The organism is Enterobacter sp. 148H3, from assembly GCF_034107425.1.
Classification (GTDB): Bacteria; Pseudomonadota; Gammaproteobacteria; order Enterobacterales; family Enterobacteriaceae; genus Enterobacter; species Enterobacter vonholyi.
In genome coordinates this window covers 217,502-236,835 of sequence record NZ_JAWNEI010000001.1, presented here as the reverse complement: position 1 = coordinate 236,835, position 19,334 = coordinate 217,502, and the positions used below count along the sequence as shown (strand labels likewise).

Here is a 19,334-nt window from a genome sequence, read left to right as displayed (position 1 = left end):
TTGTCTAAGCCCTTATTGCACCTTTGTTTAGTCCGCTAAAAACAGCGGGCCCATTGGCGGTTTCGGCAGGTCAAATCGTTCCGGATAGTCTACTGAGACCAGATACAATCCTTCCGCTTTCGCCGTGGCTGCCGCAAGCGTTCTGTCCTTCGCTGCCAGCAGGTCTGCAATCCAGCTCTCCGGCTGGTGTCCGGCACCTACTTCCATCAGGCTGCCCACAATATTCCGAACCATATGATGTACAAAGGCATTGGCTTTGATATCCACCACCACATACGCGCCAAAACGGCTGACGTTGATGTGCATGACGTTGCGCCACGGCGTACGGGATTGACACTGAACCGCACGAAACGAGGTAAAGTCATTTTCACCAATCAGACACTGCGCCGCGCGATGCATACGTTCTGCGTCGAGCGGTTCATAAAAATGCGTCACGCCCTGGCTTAACACAGCCGGACGCAGGCGCTGATTGTAGATGACGTAGCGGTAACGGCGCGCCGTGGCGCTGAAGCGCGCGTGAAAATCATCCGGCACAGCTTTCACCCAGCGCACCGCAATGTCACCAGGTAAATTCGCATTTACGCCCAGCGTCCAGGCGGCATCCTTACGCACGGCGGTGGTTTCAAAGTGAACCACCTGCCCCGTGCCGTGAACGCCGGCATCCGTACGGCCTGCGCACAGGACGTTAATCGGCTCGTTTGCCACCTGAGAGAGCGCTTTCTCCAGCTTCTCCTGAACGCTGCGAACCTCATTCTGACGCTGCCAGCCATAATATTTACTGCCGTCGTATTCAATACCGAGGGCAATTTTATGAACCGGCGTTTGTTCCACGTCTGACATCAGTACAGGTACTCCTGCACCAGTTTTTCAGCGATCTTGACCGCCATCAGCGCGCCGCCGAAACGAACGTTGTCGGCAACGGACCAGAACTGGACCTGCTCCGGCATACCGTAGTCGTTACGCACGCAGCCAACGGAAAGATGCGCGCTACCGGTAGCATCGCCCACCTGGGTCGGGAACTCGCTCTCTTCAGAGAGGACGATGTCTTCCCCGCGGCCAAACGCATCGCGCGCCTCTTCTGCCGCCAGCGGACGCAGCGCTTCAAAGCCGACCATCTGGGCATGACCGTAGAAGACCGGGGACTGCACGACGCTTGCGGAGATCATCAGGCCATCGTCCTGCAGAATTTTACGCACCTCATCGACGATACGGCGCTCTTCGCGCACGGAGCCCTCGCGATCCGGCAATAGCGGCAGCATGTTGAACGCCAGCTGGCGGCCAAAGAAATCATCTTCATCAATCGGAATGCCGTTCAGCAGCTTCGCGCTCTGCCCGGCCAGCGCGTCAACGGCCTTTTTGCCGTTTGCGGACGCCGACAGCAGGCTGGTGACGGTAATGCGCGACAGGCCGCCGTCGTCGATCAGCGGTTTCAGTGCAGTCAGCAGCTGGCTGGTCAGGCTGTTGGGGACCGCAATAACGTTACGGTTGCGGTAGTCAGCCAGCACAAACGGGTTCACGTCCGGCACCACCAGCGGCACATCCGGCTCCATGGAGAACAGGCCGCTCAGATCGATGACCAGGCAGCCTGCGTTGGTCGCCTCTTCAACGTACGCCGCAGTGGCTTCAGCGCCCGCGGCGAAAAACGCCAGCTGCGCCTGCGTCCAGTCGAACGCCGCCGCATCCTGAACCATGACGGATTTACTGTTAAAACGCAGATGCTCACCCGCGCTGTCGGTACGCGCCAGCGCATAGATGTCGCCCACCGGGAACTGACGCTCAGCAAGCGTTTCGAGCAGGGCTTCGCCCACGGCACCCGTGGCACCTAAAATGGCAATGTTCCAGCCTTCAGACATGGTGGTTTACTCCAGAAATAAAAAAGCGTCCCTGTCGGAGTATCCGACAGGGAGCATTAAGAAGACATTAATGCGCCGGGTGATGAACGGCGTTAAACCCCAGCTTGTGCAGCAGCGTCGCCGCCGGGGCGTCGTCGCACATCACATACAGGGAAGACCACTCGCGGCGCTCAACGTAGTTCTTGCGCAGCTTATCAAACTCGCCCGGGATCCCCGCCACTTTACGCAGCAGCGCATCATCGCGGCGCACATCATACACCAAATGCACCAGCCTTTTCAGCGTTGCCTGATCGAGCGGGCCGTGGAGAGTAATGCGGCCAAATTCAGGCGCGGGGAGTAAGGTATCCAGCGCCACCTGCTGCGGATGACCGATAAAGGCGCTGTAGGCCTCGAAGACCTGCGTCGTGCCGCGGGCTTTCCCTTCGAGGGTATAACCGGCGATATGCGCGGTGCCCACGTCCACCTTGTTAAGCAGCTCAACGTTGAGGTCCGGCTCCGGCTCCCAGACGTCCAGCACCACGCTGAGGTCTTGTCCTTCGTTCAGACACGTCAGCAGCGCGGCGTTGTCTACCACAGGACCACGACAGGCATTTATCAGAATAGTGCCAGCCTTCAGACGGCGAATGAGCGCCTCATCGGCAAGATGCAGCGACTTATACGGACCCTCTTTAAACAGCGGCGTGTGGAACGTCAGCACGTCACACTGTTCAACCAGCTCGTCCAGCGAGCGGAAATCCCCGTCCTCGCCGTTGTCTTTGCGCGGCGGATCGCACAGCAGAGTGCGGATCCCTAACGCTTCAAGGCGCTTTTGCAGGCGCCCGCCGACGTTACCCACGCCGACAATCCCCACGGTGCGGTCTTTCAGCGCAAAACCGTCGCGCTCGGCCAGCATTAGCAGCGAGGAGAAAACGTATTCCACGACGGCAATCGCGTTACAGCCCGGCGCGGCGGAGAAACCGATTCCGGCCTGCTTCAGCCATTTATCATCCACATGATCGGTCCCTGCCGTTGCGGTCCCAACGAACTTAATCGCCTTACCGGCGAGCAACGCCTCATTTACCTTGGTCACCGAGCGCACCATCAGGGCGTCGGCATCGTCCAGTTCGTTGACCGGGATCGGGCGACCAGGAACAGCCTTAACGTTACCCAGGCGGCTAAACAGCTCACGGGCGTAAGGCATATTTTCATCAACGAGGATTTTCACGTCTGAGTACCTGTTTGAGAGGAAGAAAACCTGCCAAGTGTGCCATAATCTGGCCGCCAGGCATATACGTCTGCCAGGTTTACGCTGAGTTTTGACTTTAAGGATTTTTGACGATGCAGCCCATTTCAGGTACGCCGCCACGCCCTCCGGGTGAAGGCCCGGTCACGCCAAACGTTGCCGGTGAACAACCGCTATCCACGCAACAGCGCACCGTGCTGGAGCGACTGATCACGCGCCTGATTGCGCTGACTTCGCAGCAAAACGCGGAAGTCTGGGCCGGGGTAAAGCATGATTTAGGCGTGAGGAACGACGCACCGCTGCAGTCGCGCCATTTCCCGGCGGCCGAACAAAATCTGAACCAGCGTATTACGACCGCGCAGCAGAACCACACCACCCGCCAGATTGTTTCTCAGCTGACGGAGCTGCTGGGCCAGGGAAATAACCGCCAGGCGGTAAGTGATTTTATTCGCCAGCAGTATGGTCAGACCGCGCTGGGCCAGCTGACGCCCGACCAGCTCAAAACCGTGCTGACCCTGCTGCAGAATAACGAGCTGTCTATTCCGCAGCCACAGGTGCGCCCGGCGACCGAGCGTCCTCTGCTGCCCGCCGAGCACAATACGCTCAAGCAGATGGTGACGAAGCTGGCCGCGGCCACCGGCGAGCCGACGAAGCTTATCTGGCAATCCATGCTGGAGCTGTCCGGCGTGAAGGCGGGTGAGTTAATCCCGGCCAAACAGTTTACTCATCTGGTGACCTGGCTTCAGGCGCGCCAGACGCTCAGCACCCAGAGCGCCCCTACCCTGCATACCGTCCAGGCCGCGCTGAAACAGCCGCTTGAGCCGCACGAGTTCGAGGTGATTCGGGAATACGCTCAGCAAAACTGGCAGGCCACGCCGCAGACGGTACTGACCACCGCGCAGGTGCAGGATCTGCTCAACCAGATCTTCGTTCGCCGCGCAGAGCGTGAAGGCGGCGTGCCGGAGGTGAGAAACATTCAGCCGATCTACAGCCCGCTGTTTGCGCCGGTCGTGGAAACCTTCAGAACGCTCTCCGCGCGTCCGGGATTGATGTTTATTGCGCTACTGATTGCACTGGCGATTTTCTGGCTGGTTGTCTGAGGTTTGGCCCGGTGGCGCTGCGCTTACCGGGCCTACAACGGCTCAAGTCCTGCGAAACGCCACCAGCGTGACCACAATCCCAACCACCGCGGAAACCGCACCTGCCAGGAAGACGGACGGATAGCCAAACGAGGTGGCTAACACCCCGGCCAGCGGCCCGGTTACCCCGTATGAGATATCCTGAAACGCCGCATAGCCGCCCAGCGCCGTACCGCGTACCTGCGGGGCCACGCGCTTCACCACTTCAACACCCAGCGCCGGGAAGATCAGTGAACAGCCGCAGCCGGTCAGCGCCGCACCAAACAACGCAACGGAAGCCACGGGAGCATTCCACAGCAGCAGCAGACCGATGGTCTCAATCACCAGCGACGCCACCGCCACCTTCACGCCGCCAAAGCGATCCGGCATCCAGCCGAAGAAGACGCGCATTAGTACAAACGCGCCGCCAAAAGCGGTGAGCGTAAAACCGGCCATCGCCCAGCCACGGCTCATAAAATAGAGCGAAACGAACGTCCCAATCACCGCAAAACCCACGCCCTGCAGCGCCAGGCCAAGACCCGGCTGCCAGATTTGGCCTACCACGCTCCACAGGGAAGGTCGCTCGCCTTTGTGCGCGGGCACCTTACGCACCGAGCCGTTAAACGCCCACGCCAGCAGAGGTAAAACCATGGTGGTTGCGGCCAATGCCGCAAATCCAAACTGGCTATTGATAAGCAGCCCAAGCGGCGCACCGGCAGCCAGCGCGCCATAGATGGCCATACCGTTCCAGGACATCACCTTACCGGAACGAGCAGGCCCCACCAGCCCCATTCCCCAGGTCAGGGTGCCGGTCAGCAGCTGGCTTTCACCGAAGCCCAGGATTAAACGGCCCAGCACCAGCAGCGCAAATTTATACGCGGCATCGACCGGCAGTAGAGCCGCCAGCAGCCAGGCGCCGCCCGCCAGCCCGCAGGCAAACATGCCCTGCAGCGCCGAGCGCTTGGCACCGTGCTGATCCGCCAGACGTCCGGCGTAACCGCGGGTTAATACCGTGGCTAAAAACTGAATGCCCACGGCAATGCCGACCATGGTGTTGCCATAGCCCAGTTCCTGATGAACGAAAAGCGGGATCACCGGCAGCGGCAGGCCAACGGTCATATAGGTCAGGAATACCGCAAAGGCGATACGGAACAGCGAGACGTTCGCTGAAGGGGTTGTTTCTGTTTGAGTTACTGCAGTCATGCTTTACTCCGAAATGAAGAGTAAGGCGGGAAAATGCCACGCCCCCTCTACCTGGTTATCAGGATTAAGGCGCGTTGGTTGACGTTAAACGCTTACGCATTATCGTGAGGATAATGTTGAGGGGTGAAGTTTGCCTGTGAGATCAGCCGCTTGTCAATGCATAAAAAAGGGAGCCTTATGGCTCCCTTTCGGAATCAAACTTAAAGCTTATGCTTTCAGCTTACGCATAACCAGCGTGGCGTTGGTGCCACCGAAGCCGAAGCTGTTTGACATGACGGTAGTCAGCGTCGCTTCCGTTGGTTTGGTCACGATGTTCAGGCCGGCAGCCTGCTCGTCCATCTCTTCAATGTTGATGCTTGGCGCGATAAAGCCGTTTTCCAGCATCAGCAGAGAGTAGATCGCTTCCTGCACGCCAGCCGCACCCAGAGAGTGACCGGTCATGGCTTTAGTCGCGGAGATCGCCGGGCTGTTGTCGCCGAAGACTTCACGGATCGCACCCAGCTCTTTCACGTCGCCTACAGGAGTAGAGGTACCGTGGGAGTTCAGGTAGTCGATTGGGGTGTCAACGCCGTGCATCGCCATCTTCATGCAGCGCACCGCGCCTTCGCCGGATGGCGCAACCATGTCGGCGCCGTCAGACGTTGCACCGTAGCCCACGATCTCAGCGTAGATGTGCGCGCCACGTGCCAGGGCATGCTCTAGCTCTTCAACCACAACCATACCGCCGCCGCCCGCGATGACGAAACCGTCACGGTGCGCATCATAGGTACGGGAGGCTTTATCCGGGGTTTCATTGTACTTGGTGGACAGTGCGCCCATCGCGTCGAATTCACAGGCCATTTCCCAGCCCAGCTCTTCGCCGCCGCCAGCAAATACGATGTCCTGTTTACCCAGCTGGATCTGCTCAACAGCGTTACCGATACAGTGTGCGGAGGTCGCACACGCGGAGCTGATGGAGTAGTTCACACCGTGGATTTTGAACGGGGTCGCCAGGCACGCGGAAACCGCAGAACCCATGGCTTTAGTAACCACGTACGGACCTACCGCTTTCAGACCACGCGGGCTACGCATTGCGTCAGCACCGAATACCTGCGCTTTAGATGAGCCGCCGGAACCGGCAATCAGACCCACGCGCGGGTTGTTCTGATAAACCTCTTCACTCAGACCGGAATCTTTGATCGCTTCCTGCATGGAGAGATAAGCATAAATAGAGGCATCGTTCATGAAACGAACCACTTTGCGGTCGATCAAACCGGTGGTGTCCAGTTTGACGTTACCCCATACGTGGCTACGCATACCTGAATCTTTAAACTCTTCAGAGAAAGTGATCCCGGAGCGTCCTTCACGCAGAGATGCCAGGACTTCCTGCTGGTTATTACCGATGCTGGAAACAATGCCCAGGCCAGTAATCACTGCACGTTTCATTCAATACCTCTGTAAGTCGCACTATAGTAAGTTTCGAGTCGCACAATAGCGTACACTTGTACGCCGAACAAGTCCGATCAGACATTTTCTGCGGAAATTTGCACCGATGGACTCACATCGTTAAGATCGTGCCACTGCCTGTCAGACGAGTAACTTACGTGAAACAAAACGCTATACAACCCGCCAACCTCGAATTCAACGCTGAGGGTACACCTGTTTCCCGAGATTTTGATGACGTCTATTTTTCTAATGATAACGGACTCGAAGAAACTCGCTATGTTTTCCTCGACGGAAACCAGCTCAGCACCCGCTTCCCGGCGCACCCGCGGAGCCTGTTTGTGGTCGCGGAAAGTGGATTCGGCACCGGGCTGAATTTTTTAACCCTCTGCCAGGCGTTTAACCAGTTCCACGCTGCTCACCCTGAGGCTACGCTACAAAGATTACATTTCATCAGTTTCGAAAAATTCCCGCTTACCGCGCACGATCTGCGGCTTGCCCACCAGCGCTGGCCGGAGCTTGCGCCCTGGGCGGAGCAGCTTCAGGCGCAGTGGCCGCCCCACATCGGCGGCTGTCACCGTCTGATTCTGGACGGTGGACGCGTCACGCTGGACTTATGGCTCGGCGACATCAACGACCTGACCGACAGGCTCGATGATTCGATGAATCAGAAGGTCGACGCGTGGTTCCTGGACGGTTTTGCCCCCGCCAAAAACCCGGACATGTGGAGCCAGCATCTGTTTAACGCGATGGCGCGGCTGGCGCGTCCTGACGCGACGCTTGCCACCTTCACCTCGGCAGGCTTTGTCCGCCGCGGACTGCAGGAGGCGGGCTTTACCATGCAGAAGACCAAAGGCTTTGGCCGCAAGCGCGACATGCTGGTCGGCAGGATGGAGCAGACGCTGGACATCCCCGCTCAGACGCCCTGGTTTGCGCGCCGCGCGAGCGCATCGCGCGACGTAGCGATCGTTGGCGGCGGGATCGCCAGCGCCCTGCTCTCGCTCGCCCTTCTCCAGCGCGGCTGGCAGGTCACGCTCTACTGTGCTGACGACGCGCCCGCCAGCGGCGCGTCCGGCAACCGTCAGGGGGCGCTCTATCCGCTTTTAAGCGCGCACGACCCGGCTCTGTTCCAGTTTTTCCCGGCAGCGTTTACCTTCGCTCGTCGCCTTTATGACGCGCTTCCGGTGGCCTTCGACCATGACTGGTGCGGCGTCACGCAGCTCGGCTGGGATGAGAAGAGCCAGCAGAAGATCGCGCAGATGCTGTCTCTGGGCCTGCCCGAAGAGATTGCCCGCGCGGTAAGTGCGCAAGAGGTGGAAGACACCTGTGGCGTGGAAACCGGGTGTGGGGGCATTCAGTATCCGCTCGGCGGCTGGCTGTGCCCGGCTGAACTGACCGCGGCGGTCATTGCCCTGGCGCAGTCGCGCGGGCTGACGGTGCAGTATGCCTACAAGGTTGAATCGCTGAGCCGGACAGAATGCTGGGATCTGCGTTTTGCTAATGGCAAAGAGGCACGCCATGCCAGCGTTGTGCTGGCAAACGGACATCACATCAGCCAGTTTGCCCAGACGGAGTCGTTGCCGGTTTATCCTGTTGGCGGCCAGGTAAGCCATATTCCCACCGCGCCTGAGCTCGGCAAACTGCGCCAGGTGCTGTGCTATGACGGCTATCTGACGCCGCAAAATCCGTCTAACGGCCATCACTGCATCGGGGCCAGCTATCATCGTGGCAAAACGGATATGCGCTACAGCGAAGTGGATCAGGCGCAGAACCGCCAGCGTCTGATTGACTGCTTCCCGGATGCGGCGTGGGCGAAAGAAGTCGACGTCAGCGCCGCAGACGCGCGCTGCGGCGTGCGCTGCGCCACCCGCGATCATCTGCCGATGGCGGGCAATGTGCCGGACTATGAGGCAACGCTTGAGGTTTATCAGAACCTTGCTGATAACCGGGATAAAGCGGTGAGCGCTCCGGTTTATCCGGAACTGTATATACTCGGCGGGCTGGGTTCTCGCGGGCTGTGTTCTGCGCCGCTTCTGGCCGAAGTCTTAGCCGCGCAAATGAGCGGAGAGCCGATTCCGCTGGACAGAATTACGCTTGCGGGCCTGAATCCGAATCGATTGTGGGTGCGGAAACTGCTGAAGGGGAAGAAGATTAAGTAGGGTGCGTTCCGGGGCCCTCACCCCGCCCCTCTCCCACCGGGAGAGGGTGGTGAAACACTTACTTCGCTTTTGCCTGCTGGAACAGGTTGTCCCACATGCCCAGCACCAGAGACTGGTCGCGCGGAGAGAGTTCCCCGGCCTGAATGGCTTTCTCCAGGCTGCGGGTCACTTCTTCGTGAACGGCGTCGGCAGAGTGATCGTTCCCCGCTTCAAGCTCGGCTACCGCGAGCGTCAGGTGACCACGCAGATAACCGCTGGCGAACAGCTCATCATCGCTGGCGTGTTCCACCATGTCATCAATTAACGCCAGAATGCGTGATTCAAATTCTGCGATCATCTTCTTTCCTCTGTTAAAGATCTTCCGGCCAAGGGAAGCATTCCGCCGCGATCGCCGGCGTGTGGTAATAATTCTGTAAGGCCTCGATCAGGCGCGCCGGACGTTCCGGGATGCCTTTCTCAAGATATTCCATCACCTGCGCATGCACGCGGCGCTGGAAGACGATACGGTCTGGCTCGAAGTCGCCTTCGAGGTTGTCACAGCTGACGTTGAACGGGAAACCCGCCGCGACGCAGAACAGCCATTCCAGCGCCTGCGGTTTGACTTCCACATCTTCAAACTGCCCCTGCGTCGCGGCGTCACGTCCGTCCGGGCAGTACCAGTAACCAAAGTCTACCAGCTCGCGCCGCGCTTTTCCGGCGATGCACCAGTGCGAAATCTCGTGCAAGCCGCTGGCGTAAAAGCCGTGGGCAAAGACGATGCGGTTATACGGAACCTCGTCATCTGCAGGAAGATAGATCGGTTCGTCGTCGCCTTTAATCAGACGGGTATTAAAATCGTCAGCAAAACAGCCGTCGAAAATCTCAATCAGCTGTTCGTATTTATGCGTACTGTTCATTAGTGCATCCCCAACCAGGTGAGGATCTCCTGTCCATGGCTGTCATAAAGTAGTTTGGCGCTCATCACGGCCGAGACGATGACGATCATCGGGCGAATCAGTTTTTGCCCTTTGCTTAATACCAGGCGCGAGCCCGCGCGCGCGCCCAGGAACTGCCCTGCCATCATCACAAACCCGGTTGCCCAGATGACCTTGCCGCCAATGATAAACAGCAGCAGGCCGCCGACGTTCGAGGTGGCGTTGAGCACTTTGGCATGAGCTGTGGATTTGGCGAGGTTAAACCCGGCCAGCGTCACGAACGCCAGCGCGTAAAACGAGCCTGCCCCCGGGCCGAAGAAACCGTCGTAAAAACCGACGCAGCCCCCGGCAATCAGGGCAAACGGCAGGCCGTGAAGACGACGCTGGCGGTCTTCCTCGCCGAGTTTTGGCATCAGCAGGAAGTAGAGACCGATGCAGATAACCAGAACCGGCAGGATCTGGCGCAAAATATCCGACTGCACGTGCTGCACCAGCAGCGCGCCGGACGTAGAACCAATAAAGGTCATCAGGATATTGAGCTTCTGATCGGCCAGGCTCACCACCTTGCGGCGAATAAAATAGAGCGACGCCGAGAGCGAGCCGCCGCAGGCCTGCAGCTTATTGGTGGCAAGCGCCTGCGCCGGGCTCATGCCCGCCGCCAGCAGCGCGGGAACGGTTAACAACCCGCCACCGCCCGCAAGGGCATCGATAAAGCCGGCCAGCATGGCCACAAAGAACAGCACCACCAGCAGCAGCGGTGACACCATAAACAGATCGACGAAATTATCCATTAAAGTACATGCTCATCCAGTAGCGCCTGGCAGGAAGGCGGCAGCGGAGGCGGTGTCTTCTTCTCAGGCTTAGAGGTTCCAGGTTTTGCCGGTTCAAACCAGCTTTGCAGTTCCGCACCGCAGCCATCGCCCGGCGGAGGTAGCGGCTGATCTTCACATTCCAGGCTATTCGCCGGGCAGCGCAGACGAACGTGCATGTGCGCACGATGCTGGAACCACGGCCGCACTTTGCGCAGCCAGTCACGATCGGTTCCGGCATCCAGGCAGAGCTGCTGCTTGATGGCCGGGTTAACGAAAATCCGCGTGACGTCGTTATCTTCTGCCGCCAGCTTGATCATGCTGGATACGTCCCGCGTCCACAAGGACGGCACAACGCGCTTGCCGTCGCTCGCCACCAGATCCAGCGCCTGCGGTTTCAGCAGTTGGGCGGCGGTCCAGCGGGCTTTAGGCAACTGCAGGAAGATATCAACATCCAGTCCGGTCTGGTGACTGGCGTGTCCACCGTTAAAACGACCGCCGGCAGGCATCCCCATATCGCCGATCAGCATCGTGCCCAGCCCCAGGTTATGAACCTGGTTTCCCAGTCGCTGAATGAACAGCACCAGATCCGGGTGGCCGAAGTAACGACGCTGGTCGGTACGCATCACCTGATAGGTATCCGATTGCAGCGGAAGTTCCTGCGCGCCCACGATACAGCCGTTGGAAAAGGCGCCGATCGACTGCGCGCTCCCCGCCACCGGATGGGTGATTTTTTGCCACGGTGTGGCGGCCAGACTGGCTCCACTGGCAAGCAGCGCCAGCAGAGCAATTGCGGTTTTTTTCATGTTTACCAGCGTGGAATGGTGGTCGTCACATCCGCATTCTGCGCGCGCTGGCGCAGGAAGTGATCCATCAGCACGATCGCCAGCATCGCTTCTGCAATCGGCACCGCGCGGATCCCCACGCACGGATCGTGACGTCCTTTGGTGATCATCTCAACTTCTTCGCCATCGCGGTTAATCGTGTGGCCCGGCACGGTAATGCTGGAGGTTGGCTTCAGCGCGATGTTGGCAATAATCTGCTGCCCACTGCTGATCCCGCCCAGGATGCCGCCCGCGTGGTTGCTCTGGAAGCCCGCTTTCGTGATTTCGTCGCGGTTCTGGCTGCCGCGCAGGGATACCACGTCAAAACCGTCGCCAATCTCAACGCCCTTCACCGCGTTGATGCTCATCAGCGCGTGGGCGATGTCGGCGTCGAGACGGTCAAATACCGGCTCGCCCCAGCCTGGCGGGACGCCATCGGCCACCACGCTCACTTTCGCCCCGATGGAGTCGCCCTCTTTTTTCAGGCCGCGCATCAGTTCGTCCAGCGCGTCCAGCTTGTCGGCATCGGCACAGAAGAACGGGTTTTGCTCGACCAGATCCCAGTCTTTGATCGCCAGCGGAATCTCGCCCATCTGGGTCAGACAGCCGCGGATAACGATGCCAAATTTCTGCTGCAGGTATTTTTTGGCAATGGCGCCAGCCGCCACGCGCATTGCGGTTTCACGGGCGGAAGAGCGTCCGCCGCCGCGATAGTCGCGGAACCCGTACTTTTGTTCGTAGGTATAGTCGGCATGGCCCGGACGGAACACGTCTTTGATGGCGCCGTAGTCCTGGGAGCGCTGATCGGTGTTTTCAATCAGCAGACCAATGCTGGTGCCGGTGGTGCGGCCTTCAAAGACGCCGGAGAGAATTTTGACCTGGTCCGGCTCGCGGCGCTGCGTGGTGTAGCGAGAGGTGCCCGGACGACGACGGTCGAGGTCGTGCTGTAAATCGGCTTCGGTCAGTTCGATGCCTGGCGGTACGCCATCAACGATACAGCCCAGCGCCAGCCCGTGTGACTCGCCAAAGGTGGTCACGCGGAATAACTGTCCAATAGTGTTTCCTGCCATCACGGCTCCGATGTTGTTGTTTGTGTTTGAGCGTTGTGAAACGGGCCGAAGCCCGCTGGATTAATCTTTATAGATGCTGAAGTGTTCGCGCGCGTCGAGCAGCTGCGCTTTGGTCAGCATAAAGACGCCGTCACCGCCGTTGTCGAACTCAAGCCAGGTGAACGGCACATCCGGGTACTGCTCTATCAGATGTACCATGCTGTTGCCCACTTCACAAATCAGAACGCCGTCGTCGGTCAGATAATCCGGCGCGCAGGCCAGAATGCGGCGGGTCAGCTTCAGGCCGTCAGAGCCAGACGCCAGACCCAGCTCCGGCTCGTGGCGGTATTCGTTCGGCAGATCGGACATGTCTTCCGCATCGACGTACGGCGGGTTGGTGACGATCAGATCGTACTGCAGCGTGGGCAGGTCGCGGAACAGATCGGAGCGAATTGGCGTAACGTGATGGATCAGGCCGTGCTCTTCGATGTTGTGCTCGGTCACGGCCAGCGCGTCGGTGGAGATATCAACCGCGTCCACTTCCGCTTCCGGGAAGGCGTAAGCGCAGGCAATCGCGATACAGCCGCTCCCGGTACACATATCGAGAATGTGCTGCGGCTGATGGCCGATCAGGCCTTCAAAGTGATTGTTAATCAGCTCGCCAATCGGGGAACGCGGCACCAGCACGCGTTCATCGACATAGAACTCGTGGCCGCAGAACCAGGCTTTGTTGGTCAGATAGGCGACCGGAATACGCTCGTTCACGCGGCGGATCACGCGCTCAACGATGCGGTGTTTTTCGCTGGAGGTCAGGCGCGCGGTGCGCATGTCTTCCGGGATATCCAGCGGCAGGTAGAGGGACGGCAGCACCAGCTGCACGGCTTCATCCCAAGGGTTATCGGTACCGTGACCGTACCAGATATTGGCGGCGCTGAAGCGGCTAACCGACCAGCGCAACATGTCCTGTATGGTATGCAGCTCGTTTACTGCTTCATCGACAAATATTTTATCCACTCTTTCCTCCAGGGCATGCTCGCATAATTTTCGGCGGCTAGTTTGCCATGAAGACGGCGATAAATCAGCAATGACGCGTACCGCTTGAGGTTAAAAAATGCGTTTAGTCGGGTACACTATCGGAAATACGAGATGAGAATGACGAATGAAAAAGAAAACATCGCTCAGTGAGGAGGATCAGGCGCTCTTCCGACAGCTGATGACCGGGACGCGTAAGATCGCGCAGGACACCATCGTTCATCGCCCGCAGCGTAAAAAAATCAGCGAAATACCGGTCAAACGCCTGCTGCAGGAGCAGGCCGATAACAGCCACTATTTTTCAGATGAATTTCAGCCGCTGCTTAATACGCAAGGGGCTGTTAAGTATGTACGCGAAGACGTCAGCCATTTTGAGCTGAAAAAATTACGCCGCGGGGATTATTCGCCGGAGCTGTTTCTCGATCTCCACGGCTTAACGCAGATGCAGGCGAAACAGGAGTTGGGGGCATTGATTGCCGCCTGCCGTCGCGAACATGTTTTTTGCGCCTGCGTAATGCATGGCCACGGTAAACATATTCTCAAGCAACAGACGCCCCTCTGGCTGGCGCAGCACCCGCACGTGATGGCTTTTCATCAGGCACCGAAAGAGTACGGCGGAGATGCCGCGTTGCTGGTGTTGATTGAAGTGGAAGAGTGGCAACCGCCAGAGTTGCCCTGACAGAATGGCGGGAAGCACATTGCACCCCGCCATATCGCACGTCACGTCAGATCGCTTTTGCCATCTTCAGGTTGCACGGACTCATTTGCCAGTTGAAGACACCTTTGCCCGTTTCGTCGAGAGAAACATTGGCAATAGCGGATGTCGTGAACATAGGCGGGGTTTCGCCAGGGCAAAGCTCAGATACCAGATAGCCAACCAGTGGCAGGTGGGAAATGACCAGCGCGGAAGCGACACCTTCATTGCACAGCGCCTGAAGATAAGCGCTGACAAGGCCTACATCGCCACACGGGGTGAGTTCAGGGAGAACATCCACGCTGGATGGTAGGTTCATACACTCCCCTACCACGTCAAGCGTCTGTTCTGCACGCAGGAACGGACTCACCAGAACGCGTTCGATGTCCACTTTTTGACCGTTAAGCCAGGTCGCCATCAGACGAGATTCGTCGCAGCCACAGACGGTCAAAGGACGTACTGAGTCACTGGCGGCATCGAGTGCCGCGTCGCCGTGACGCATGATAAAAACTTGCATATTGCACCGCTTTTGTTAACCAGAATCACCGGCGTTAACTACCCGCGATAAATGCTGTGAGGTAGAAAACCCGATGGCCGGGCATTGTGCCTGATCCATTCGGTGAATGAAACGCTGTTTTTTACCTCAATGGCGTAAGTATAGTCAATCTCTGTTTACAAAATCGCCAGAACAGGTTCCTTCACTTCAGGATTTACCCTTCTTTGACCTCAGCTTACGAGGACAGTTTCCCTTGCTGGCCAAAATGTCTGGCCCCGTTCCGCCATCTGCAATAATTGGTCACACGGTGTAAACCGTGGACCATACTGCGAAGCCAGACGTTGCAGGATTGCAACCACTTCACCCGCGCCGAGCGTATCCATGTAACGGAACGGGCCGCCAAGGAACGGCGGGAAACCAATGCCAAATACCGCACCAATGTCGCCATCGCGCGCGCTCTTGATCACCTGCTCACCAAAGCAGCGCGACGCTTCATTGAGCATCATCATCACGCAGCGCTCAGCGCACTGAACGGCAGAGAGTTTTCCCTGACCAGAAGTCGTAATAAGTCCATAAACAGAAGGGTCGACCTGTTTTCTGCTTTTACGCCCTTTCGCGCCGTAAAGATAGAAACCGCGTTCATTTTTTCTGCCTTTGCGATCGTCCTTCAAAATCGCAGAAACAATATTTGCAGGTGGGCTGAAACGATCGCCGTATGCGGCTTCCAGCACTGGTATAATTTTAGTGCCGGTGTCTATTCCCACCTCATCCAAAAGTTGGATTGGGCCTACGGGGAAACCAAACTTTACCAGCGCCTCGTCGACGTGCTCGATCTTCTCGCCTTCCGTCAGCAACCGCATGGCTTCATTAATATAGGGAGCCAGAATGCGGTTGACGTAGAAGCCGGCCTTATCTGCTACTACGATCGGCGTTTTCCCCTGCTTCTTCGCAAGTTTGACTACCGTGGCGATGGTTTGCGGACTGGTCGTCGCGTGTGGAATGACTTCCACCAGCGGCATTTTTTCGACCGGGCTAAAGAAGTGCAGCCCAATCACCTGCTCCGGACGCGCGGCTTTCGCCGCGATATCGCCAATCGGTAATGACGACGTATTGGAGGCAAAAATGGTATGCGGAGCACAATGTTGCTCAACGTCTGCCACCATCTGCTGCTTAAGCGCCAGATCTTCAAACACGGCTTCAATCACCAGATCGCGGTGCGCAAAACCGCTGTAATCCGTCGTACCGGAGATCATCGCCAGGGTTTTATCACGCTCGCTTGCTTTGATATGGCGGCGTTTGACCTTTTGATCAAGGTTCTGCCAGCTGTACTGCAGCGCGTGGTTGATCCCCTTAGGGTTAATGTCTTTGATACGTACAGGTAATTTGCCTTTGCTGGCGGTAACAAAAGAGATACCGCCGCCCATGAGCCCCCCACCCAGTACGCCAATGGCACGCAGCGGTGCAGGCTCAGCCTCGCTGCCGGGATCTTTTTTCACGTCTGTGCTGGCGAAGAAGATGCTGCGCAGCGCCTGTGACTGCGGCGTCATCGCCAGTTCGCCGAAGGCTTTGGCCTCCGCGGCATAGCCGCTGCTGCTTCCCTGCGACAGCCCGGTTTCGATCACTTCCAGGATCCGCTTTGCCGCCGGGTAGTTGCCTTTGGTTTTTTGTTCCGTCTTTTTACCCACCATGTTGAACAGAAGCGTTCTTCCCAGCGGACCAGCCAGCACGCGCTCACGGACCGGCAGAGGACGTTTTGCCTGACGCCCTTTCAGCGCAAGCTCGACGGCGGCTTCCAGTAAAATAGACTGCGGCACGACGTCATCGACCAGACCGGCTTTTAGCGCCTGACGGGCGCGCAGCTGTTTACCGGTTAAGATCATCTCCAGCGCCGTGCTGACGCCCACGAGGCGCGGCAGTCGTTGCGTTCCGCCGGAGCCAGGCAGCAGGCCCAGCTGCACTTCCGGCAGGCCCAGGATGGTTTTTGCATCGTCAGTACAAATCCGGCTGTGACATGCCAGCGCCAGCTCAAGCCCGCCGCCCAGACAGGCGCCGTGGATCGCTGCGATAACCGGGATCGGCAGGCTGTTGATCTCCGACATTACCTGCTGGCCCTGACGCGCCAGCTCTTCGGCTTCCAGTGCGTTTTGCGCCCGGTCGATCATGTTGATATCCGCCCCGGCTATAAAGTTGTCGGGTTTGGCTGAGATAAACACCAGGCCGCGAATGGCTTTGTTTTCGCGGATCTGCTTTAGCATCGCGCGCACCTGAACACCAAATTCGGCCTTCAGGGTATTCATCTTTTCATCAGGCACATCAATAGTGATAACGGCCACGTTATCGAGGCGAACCGTCAGATTAAATGCAGATGGCATATCCATTATTCAGCCTCCAGAACCATTGCTGCGCCAAGGCCACCCGCCGCACAGGCGGTAACGAGGCCAAACCCGCCGCCGCGGCGACGGAGTTCATGTAATGTTTGCGTGATCATTCGCGCACCGGTGGCGGCAAACGGATGACCGTAGGCGATAGAACCACCCAGCACGTTGAACTTACTCTGATCCACTTCGCCTGTGGCATGGGCGCGGCCCAGCACATCGCGCGCGAAACGCTCGCTTGCCAGTAGCTGAACGTTTGCCAGAGTCTGCGCGGCAAACGCTTCATGCATATCAATCAGGGTCAAATCAGCCATCGTCAGCCCCGCGCGCTCCAGCGCCAGCGGCGTGGACCATGCCGGACCTAACAACATGTCCTGCCAGACATCAATGGCGGTGAAGGCATAGCTGCGTAAATAGCCCAGGGGAGTGATGCCCAGCTCTTTCGCGCGGGATTCGGTCATAAGGATCACGGCGGCGGCCCCGTCCGTCAGCGGCGTACTATTCGCCGCCGTCACCGTGCCGTGCTTGCGGTCAAACGCCGGGCGCAGCTTTGTGTAATCCGCCAGCGTCGAGGTGCCGCGAATATTGTTATCTTCCACAAGCGGTTCACGGTAGGGGGGAACATAGGCGGTCATGACCTCATCGGTCAGCTTGCCTTCCGACCAGGCTTTTGCCGCAAGCTGATGTGAACGATGCGCCAGCGCATCCTGCTGCTCACGGGTAATGCCGTAGGTTTTAGCCATCTGCTCGGCGGTATCGCCCATGCGCAGGCCAGTGGAGTATTCCGCTACGGCAGGTGGCACGGGCATCAGATCGCGCAGACGTAAACGCGAGAAGAGTTTGAGTTTCTGACCCGTCGTACGGGCTTTGTTGGCATCGACCAGGATACGCGCCAGCTTTTTACTGACCCCAATCGGCAGCACCGAAGAGGAGTCTGCCCCACCTGCAATTCCGGCGCGAATAGTGCCCGCCATCAGGCTTTCAGCGACGTTAGCCACGGCCTGGAAACTGGTTGCGCAGGCGCGACTGACGCTGTAGGCATCGGTATGCACGTTCATCCCGGTACCGAGTACGATTTCCCGCGCAATATTGGGAGCTTCAGGCATCTGCACGACCTGACCGAACACCAGCTGCTCGATGACCTCAGGCGAAATTTCGCTGCGAGCCAGCATCTCCCCCACTACCATTTTCCCCAGGTCAACGGCCGGTATGCCATGAAACGCCGTTGCCTGACGCGCAAATGGCGTTCGCAATCCACTGACTATGGCAATGCGATCGCCCTGACGGGTAATTAGCGGTAATGCCTGACTCATAACACTCCCCTGTAAAAAATTTTTCGCAAACATAAAGTGGTCTGACCTGATAATAGTCTTAACCATTTTTTTACATTCAGCCAATCGGGGAAACGAAAAAGTGCGAGCTAAAACACAGAGAAGAAAAAGAAAATGCCCCTGCATGGCAGGGGCATTTGTGCGGTTTGTTGCCGGGTGGCGGCGTTGCCTTACTCGGCCTACACGATCGTAGGCCCATGCAAGCGAAGCGCCGCCGGGCAAAAAGGATTAGCGCAGACCCAGCTGGAAAATCAGCGTTTCTGCTTCGCAGGCGAAAACAAAGTCGATGTCCAGCTTCACGCCGCCTTCCACTTCGGTAAAGGTCGACTTGATTTCACACGGATCGGATTCAACATCACGCGCACGCTTGCTCAGCGCGGCCAGGGTCTCTTCCGCTTCGGCACGGTTAGTGAACACACGGCTGTAAGACGCGGTGCAATCGGAGTTGTCCATGATGGTCCCAACATCCATACAGCAGCAAACCGGGGTTTCATCAGCACTGCATTTACTCATAGCTCAATTTCCTCTGTATTCGCGCAGCGCGCGAGATAAACACGATGCTGAGATTTTACGCCCCGGCGCGGGCTCTCTCCAGCCGTTAATGGCGCAAAAACGGATAAGTGACCAATATCACACTAAAAAATGATCCAGAACAAAAACCACCCTTTTGGGTGAGTCGCGATGGTCACAATTTTGCCAACCAGATCTCGTTTCGCGAAACATGTTTGAAAATATTAATAAACAAACTTGCAACATTCTGGCTGGTCAGACCTATACTCTGGCCACTGGTCTGATTTGTCTGTCATACCTCAGACCCTACACTTCGCGCTCCT

18 protein-coding genes are annotated in these 19,334 nt (G+C 57.9%); 3 read left to right on the top strand and 15 right to left on the bottom strand.

Annotated features, from left to right (window positions below):
• Window positions 1-27: 27 nt before the first annotated feature.
• The 3 genes from truA to pdxB form a co-directional block, all read right to left on the bottom strand.
• The gene (gene truA, locus USH94_RS01080) at window positions 28-840 is read right to left on the bottom strand and encodes a tRNA pseudouridine(38-40) synthase TruA (protein WP_111965254.1); all 813 of its coding nucleotides are present in this window, start codon (window positions 838-840) and stop codon (window positions 28-30) included.
• A complete protein-coding gene (locus tag USH94_RS01075) occupies window positions 840-1,853 on the bottom strand; it encodes an aspartate-semialdehyde dehydrogenase (RefSeq protein ID WP_032646629.1) in 1,014 nt (337 codons plus the stop codon). The genes truA and USH94_RS01075 overlap by 1 nt, the downstream gene beginning before the upstream one ends.
• Before the next feature lie 67 nt (window positions 1,854-1,920).
• Complete coding sequence (gene pdxB / locus USH94_RS01070; RefSeq protein WP_111965253.1) at window positions 1,921-3,057, bottom strand: 4-phosphoerythronate dehydrogenase PdxB; 1,137 nt, start codon at window positions 3,055-3,057, stop codon at window positions 1,921-1,923.
• A gap of 113 nt (window positions 3,058-3,170) precedes the next feature.
• Between pdxB and flk the strand changes: the two genes are divergently transcribed.
• Window positions 3,171-4,175 (top strand): flagella biosynthesis regulator Flk, encoded by a 1,005-nt coding sequence (gene flk, locus USH94_RS01065; RefSeq protein WP_111965252.1) that lies wholly within the window; start codon window positions 3,171-3,173, stop codon window positions 4,173-4,175.
• A 42-nt stretch (window positions 4,176-4,217) separates the two neighbouring features.
• Here flk and USH94_RS01060 read toward each other — a convergent pair whose 3' ends face one another.
• Together USH94_RS01060 and fabB are read right to left on the bottom strand one after the other, a co-directional pair.
• Complete coding sequence (locus USH94_RS01060) at window positions 4,218-5,396, bottom strand: MFS transporter (protein WP_111965251.1); 1,179 nt, start codon at window positions 5,394-5,396, stop codon at window positions 4,218-4,220.
• A gap of 207 nt (window positions 5,397-5,603) precedes the next feature.
• A complete protein-coding gene (fabB, locus tag USH94_RS01055; RefSeq protein ID WP_014832795.1) occupies window positions 5,604-6,821 on the bottom strand; it encodes a beta-ketoacyl-ACP synthase I in 1,218 nt (405 codons plus the stop codon).
• Window positions 6,822-6,979: 158 nt separating this feature from the next.
• On the opposite strand from fabB, the gene mnmC reads away from it, so the two are divergent.
• Window positions 6,980-8,977 (top strand): bifunctional tRNA (5-methylaminomethyl-2-thiouridine)(34)-methyltransferase MnmD/FAD-dependent 5-carboxymethylaminomethyl-2-thiouridine(34) oxidoreductase MnmC, encoded by a 1,998-nt coding sequence (mnmC, locus tag USH94_RS01050; protein WP_111965250.1) that lies wholly within the window; start codon window positions 6,980-6,982, stop codon window positions 8,975-8,977.
• 58 nt (window positions 8,978-9,035) lie between these two features.
• Here mnmC and USH94_RS01045 read toward each other — a convergent pair whose 3' ends face one another.
• Genes USH94_RS01045 through prmB form a run of 6 tightly spaced genes read right to left on the bottom strand, consistent with a single transcriptional unit; the run spans window position 9,036 to window position 13,587 of the window.
• Window positions 9,036-9,314 carry a YfcL family protein gene (locus tag USH94_RS01045; protein WP_111965249.1) on the bottom strand — a complete coding sequence of 93 codons (279 nt, stop codon included), beginning with the start codon at window positions 9,312-9,314 and terminating at the stop codon, window positions 9,036-9,038.
• Between the two features lie 13 nt (window positions 9,315-9,327).
• The gene (locus USH94_RS01040) at window positions 9,328-9,873 is read right to left on the bottom strand and encodes an elongation factor P hydroxylase (protein ID WP_111965248.1); all 546 of its coding nucleotides are present in this window, start codon (window positions 9,871-9,873) and stop codon (window positions 9,328-9,330) included.
• On the bottom strand, window positions 9,873-10,682 hold the full coding sequence (locus USH94_RS01035) for a sulfite exporter TauE/SafE family protein (RefSeq protein ID WP_008502609.1): 810 nt from the start codon (window positions 10,680-10,682) through the stop codon (window positions 9,873-9,875). Before USH94_RS01035 ends, USH94_RS01040 begins: the two co-directional genes overlap by 1 nt.
• Window positions 10,682-11,506: a penicillin-insensitive murein endopeptidase gene (mepA, locus tag USH94_RS01030; RefSeq protein WP_111965247.1), complete on the bottom strand. Its 825-nt coding sequence runs from the start codon at window positions 11,504-11,506 to the stop codon at window positions 10,682-10,684. Before mepA ends, USH94_RS01035 begins: the two co-directional genes overlap by 1 nt.
• 2 nt (window positions 11,507-11,508) lie before the next feature.
• Window positions 11,509-12,594: a chorismate synthase gene (gene aroC, locus USH94_RS01025; RefSeq protein ID WP_111965246.1), complete on the bottom strand. Its 1,086-nt coding sequence runs from the start codon at window positions 12,592-12,594 to the stop codon at window positions 11,509-11,511.
• Window positions 12,595-12,654: 60 nt separating this feature from the next.
• On the bottom strand, window positions 12,655-13,587 hold the full coding sequence (prmB, locus tag USH94_RS01020) for a 50S ribosomal protein L3 N(5)-glutamine methyltransferase (protein WP_008502612.1): 933 nt from the start codon (window positions 13,585-13,587) through the stop codon (window positions 12,655-12,657).
• A gap of 145 nt (window positions 13,588-13,732) precedes the next feature.
• Here prmB and smrB point away from each other — a divergent pair, with 145 nt between their 5' ends.
• Window positions 13,733-14,284 (top strand): endonuclease SmrB, encoded by a 552-nt coding sequence (gene smrB, locus USH94_RS01015; RefSeq protein WP_111965245.1) that lies wholly within the window; start codon window positions 13,733-13,735, stop codon window positions 14,282-14,284.
• 46 nt (window positions 14,285-14,330) lie between these two features.
• On the opposite strand, the gene sixA is transcribed toward smrB, so the two are convergent.
• The 4 genes from sixA to USH94_RS00995 all read right to left on the bottom strand — a co-directional run bounded on the left by sixA (window position 14,331) and on the right by USH94_RS00995 (window position 19,014).
• Window positions 14,331-14,816, bottom strand: coding sequence for a phosphohistidine phosphatase SixA (sixA, locus tag USH94_RS01010; protein WP_045330962.1), 486 nt, complete (start codon window positions 14,814-14,816; stop codon window positions 14,331-14,333).
• 209 nt (window positions 14,817-15,025) lie between these two features.
• Entirely contained in the window at window positions 15,026-17,173 is a 2,148-nt protein-coding gene (gene fadJ, locus USH94_RS01005; RefSeq protein WP_111965244.1) for a fatty acid oxidation complex subunit alpha FadJ, read from the bottom strand.
• Window positions 17,173-18,483, bottom strand: a complete 1,311-nt coding sequence (gene fadI / locus USH94_RS01000; RefSeq protein ID WP_111965243.1) for an acetyl-CoA C-acyltransferase FadI — start codon at window positions 18,481-18,483, stop codon at window positions 17,173-17,175. The genes fadJ and fadI overlap by 1 nt, the downstream gene beginning before the upstream one ends.
• Before the next feature lie 246 nt (window positions 18,484-18,729).
• A complete protein-coding gene (locus USH94_RS00995; RefSeq protein ID WP_023294142.1) occupies window positions 18,730-19,014 on the bottom strand; it encodes a YfcZ/YiiS family protein in 285 nt (94 codons plus the stop codon).
• Between the last annotated feature and the right edge of the window lie 320 nt (window positions 19,015-19,334).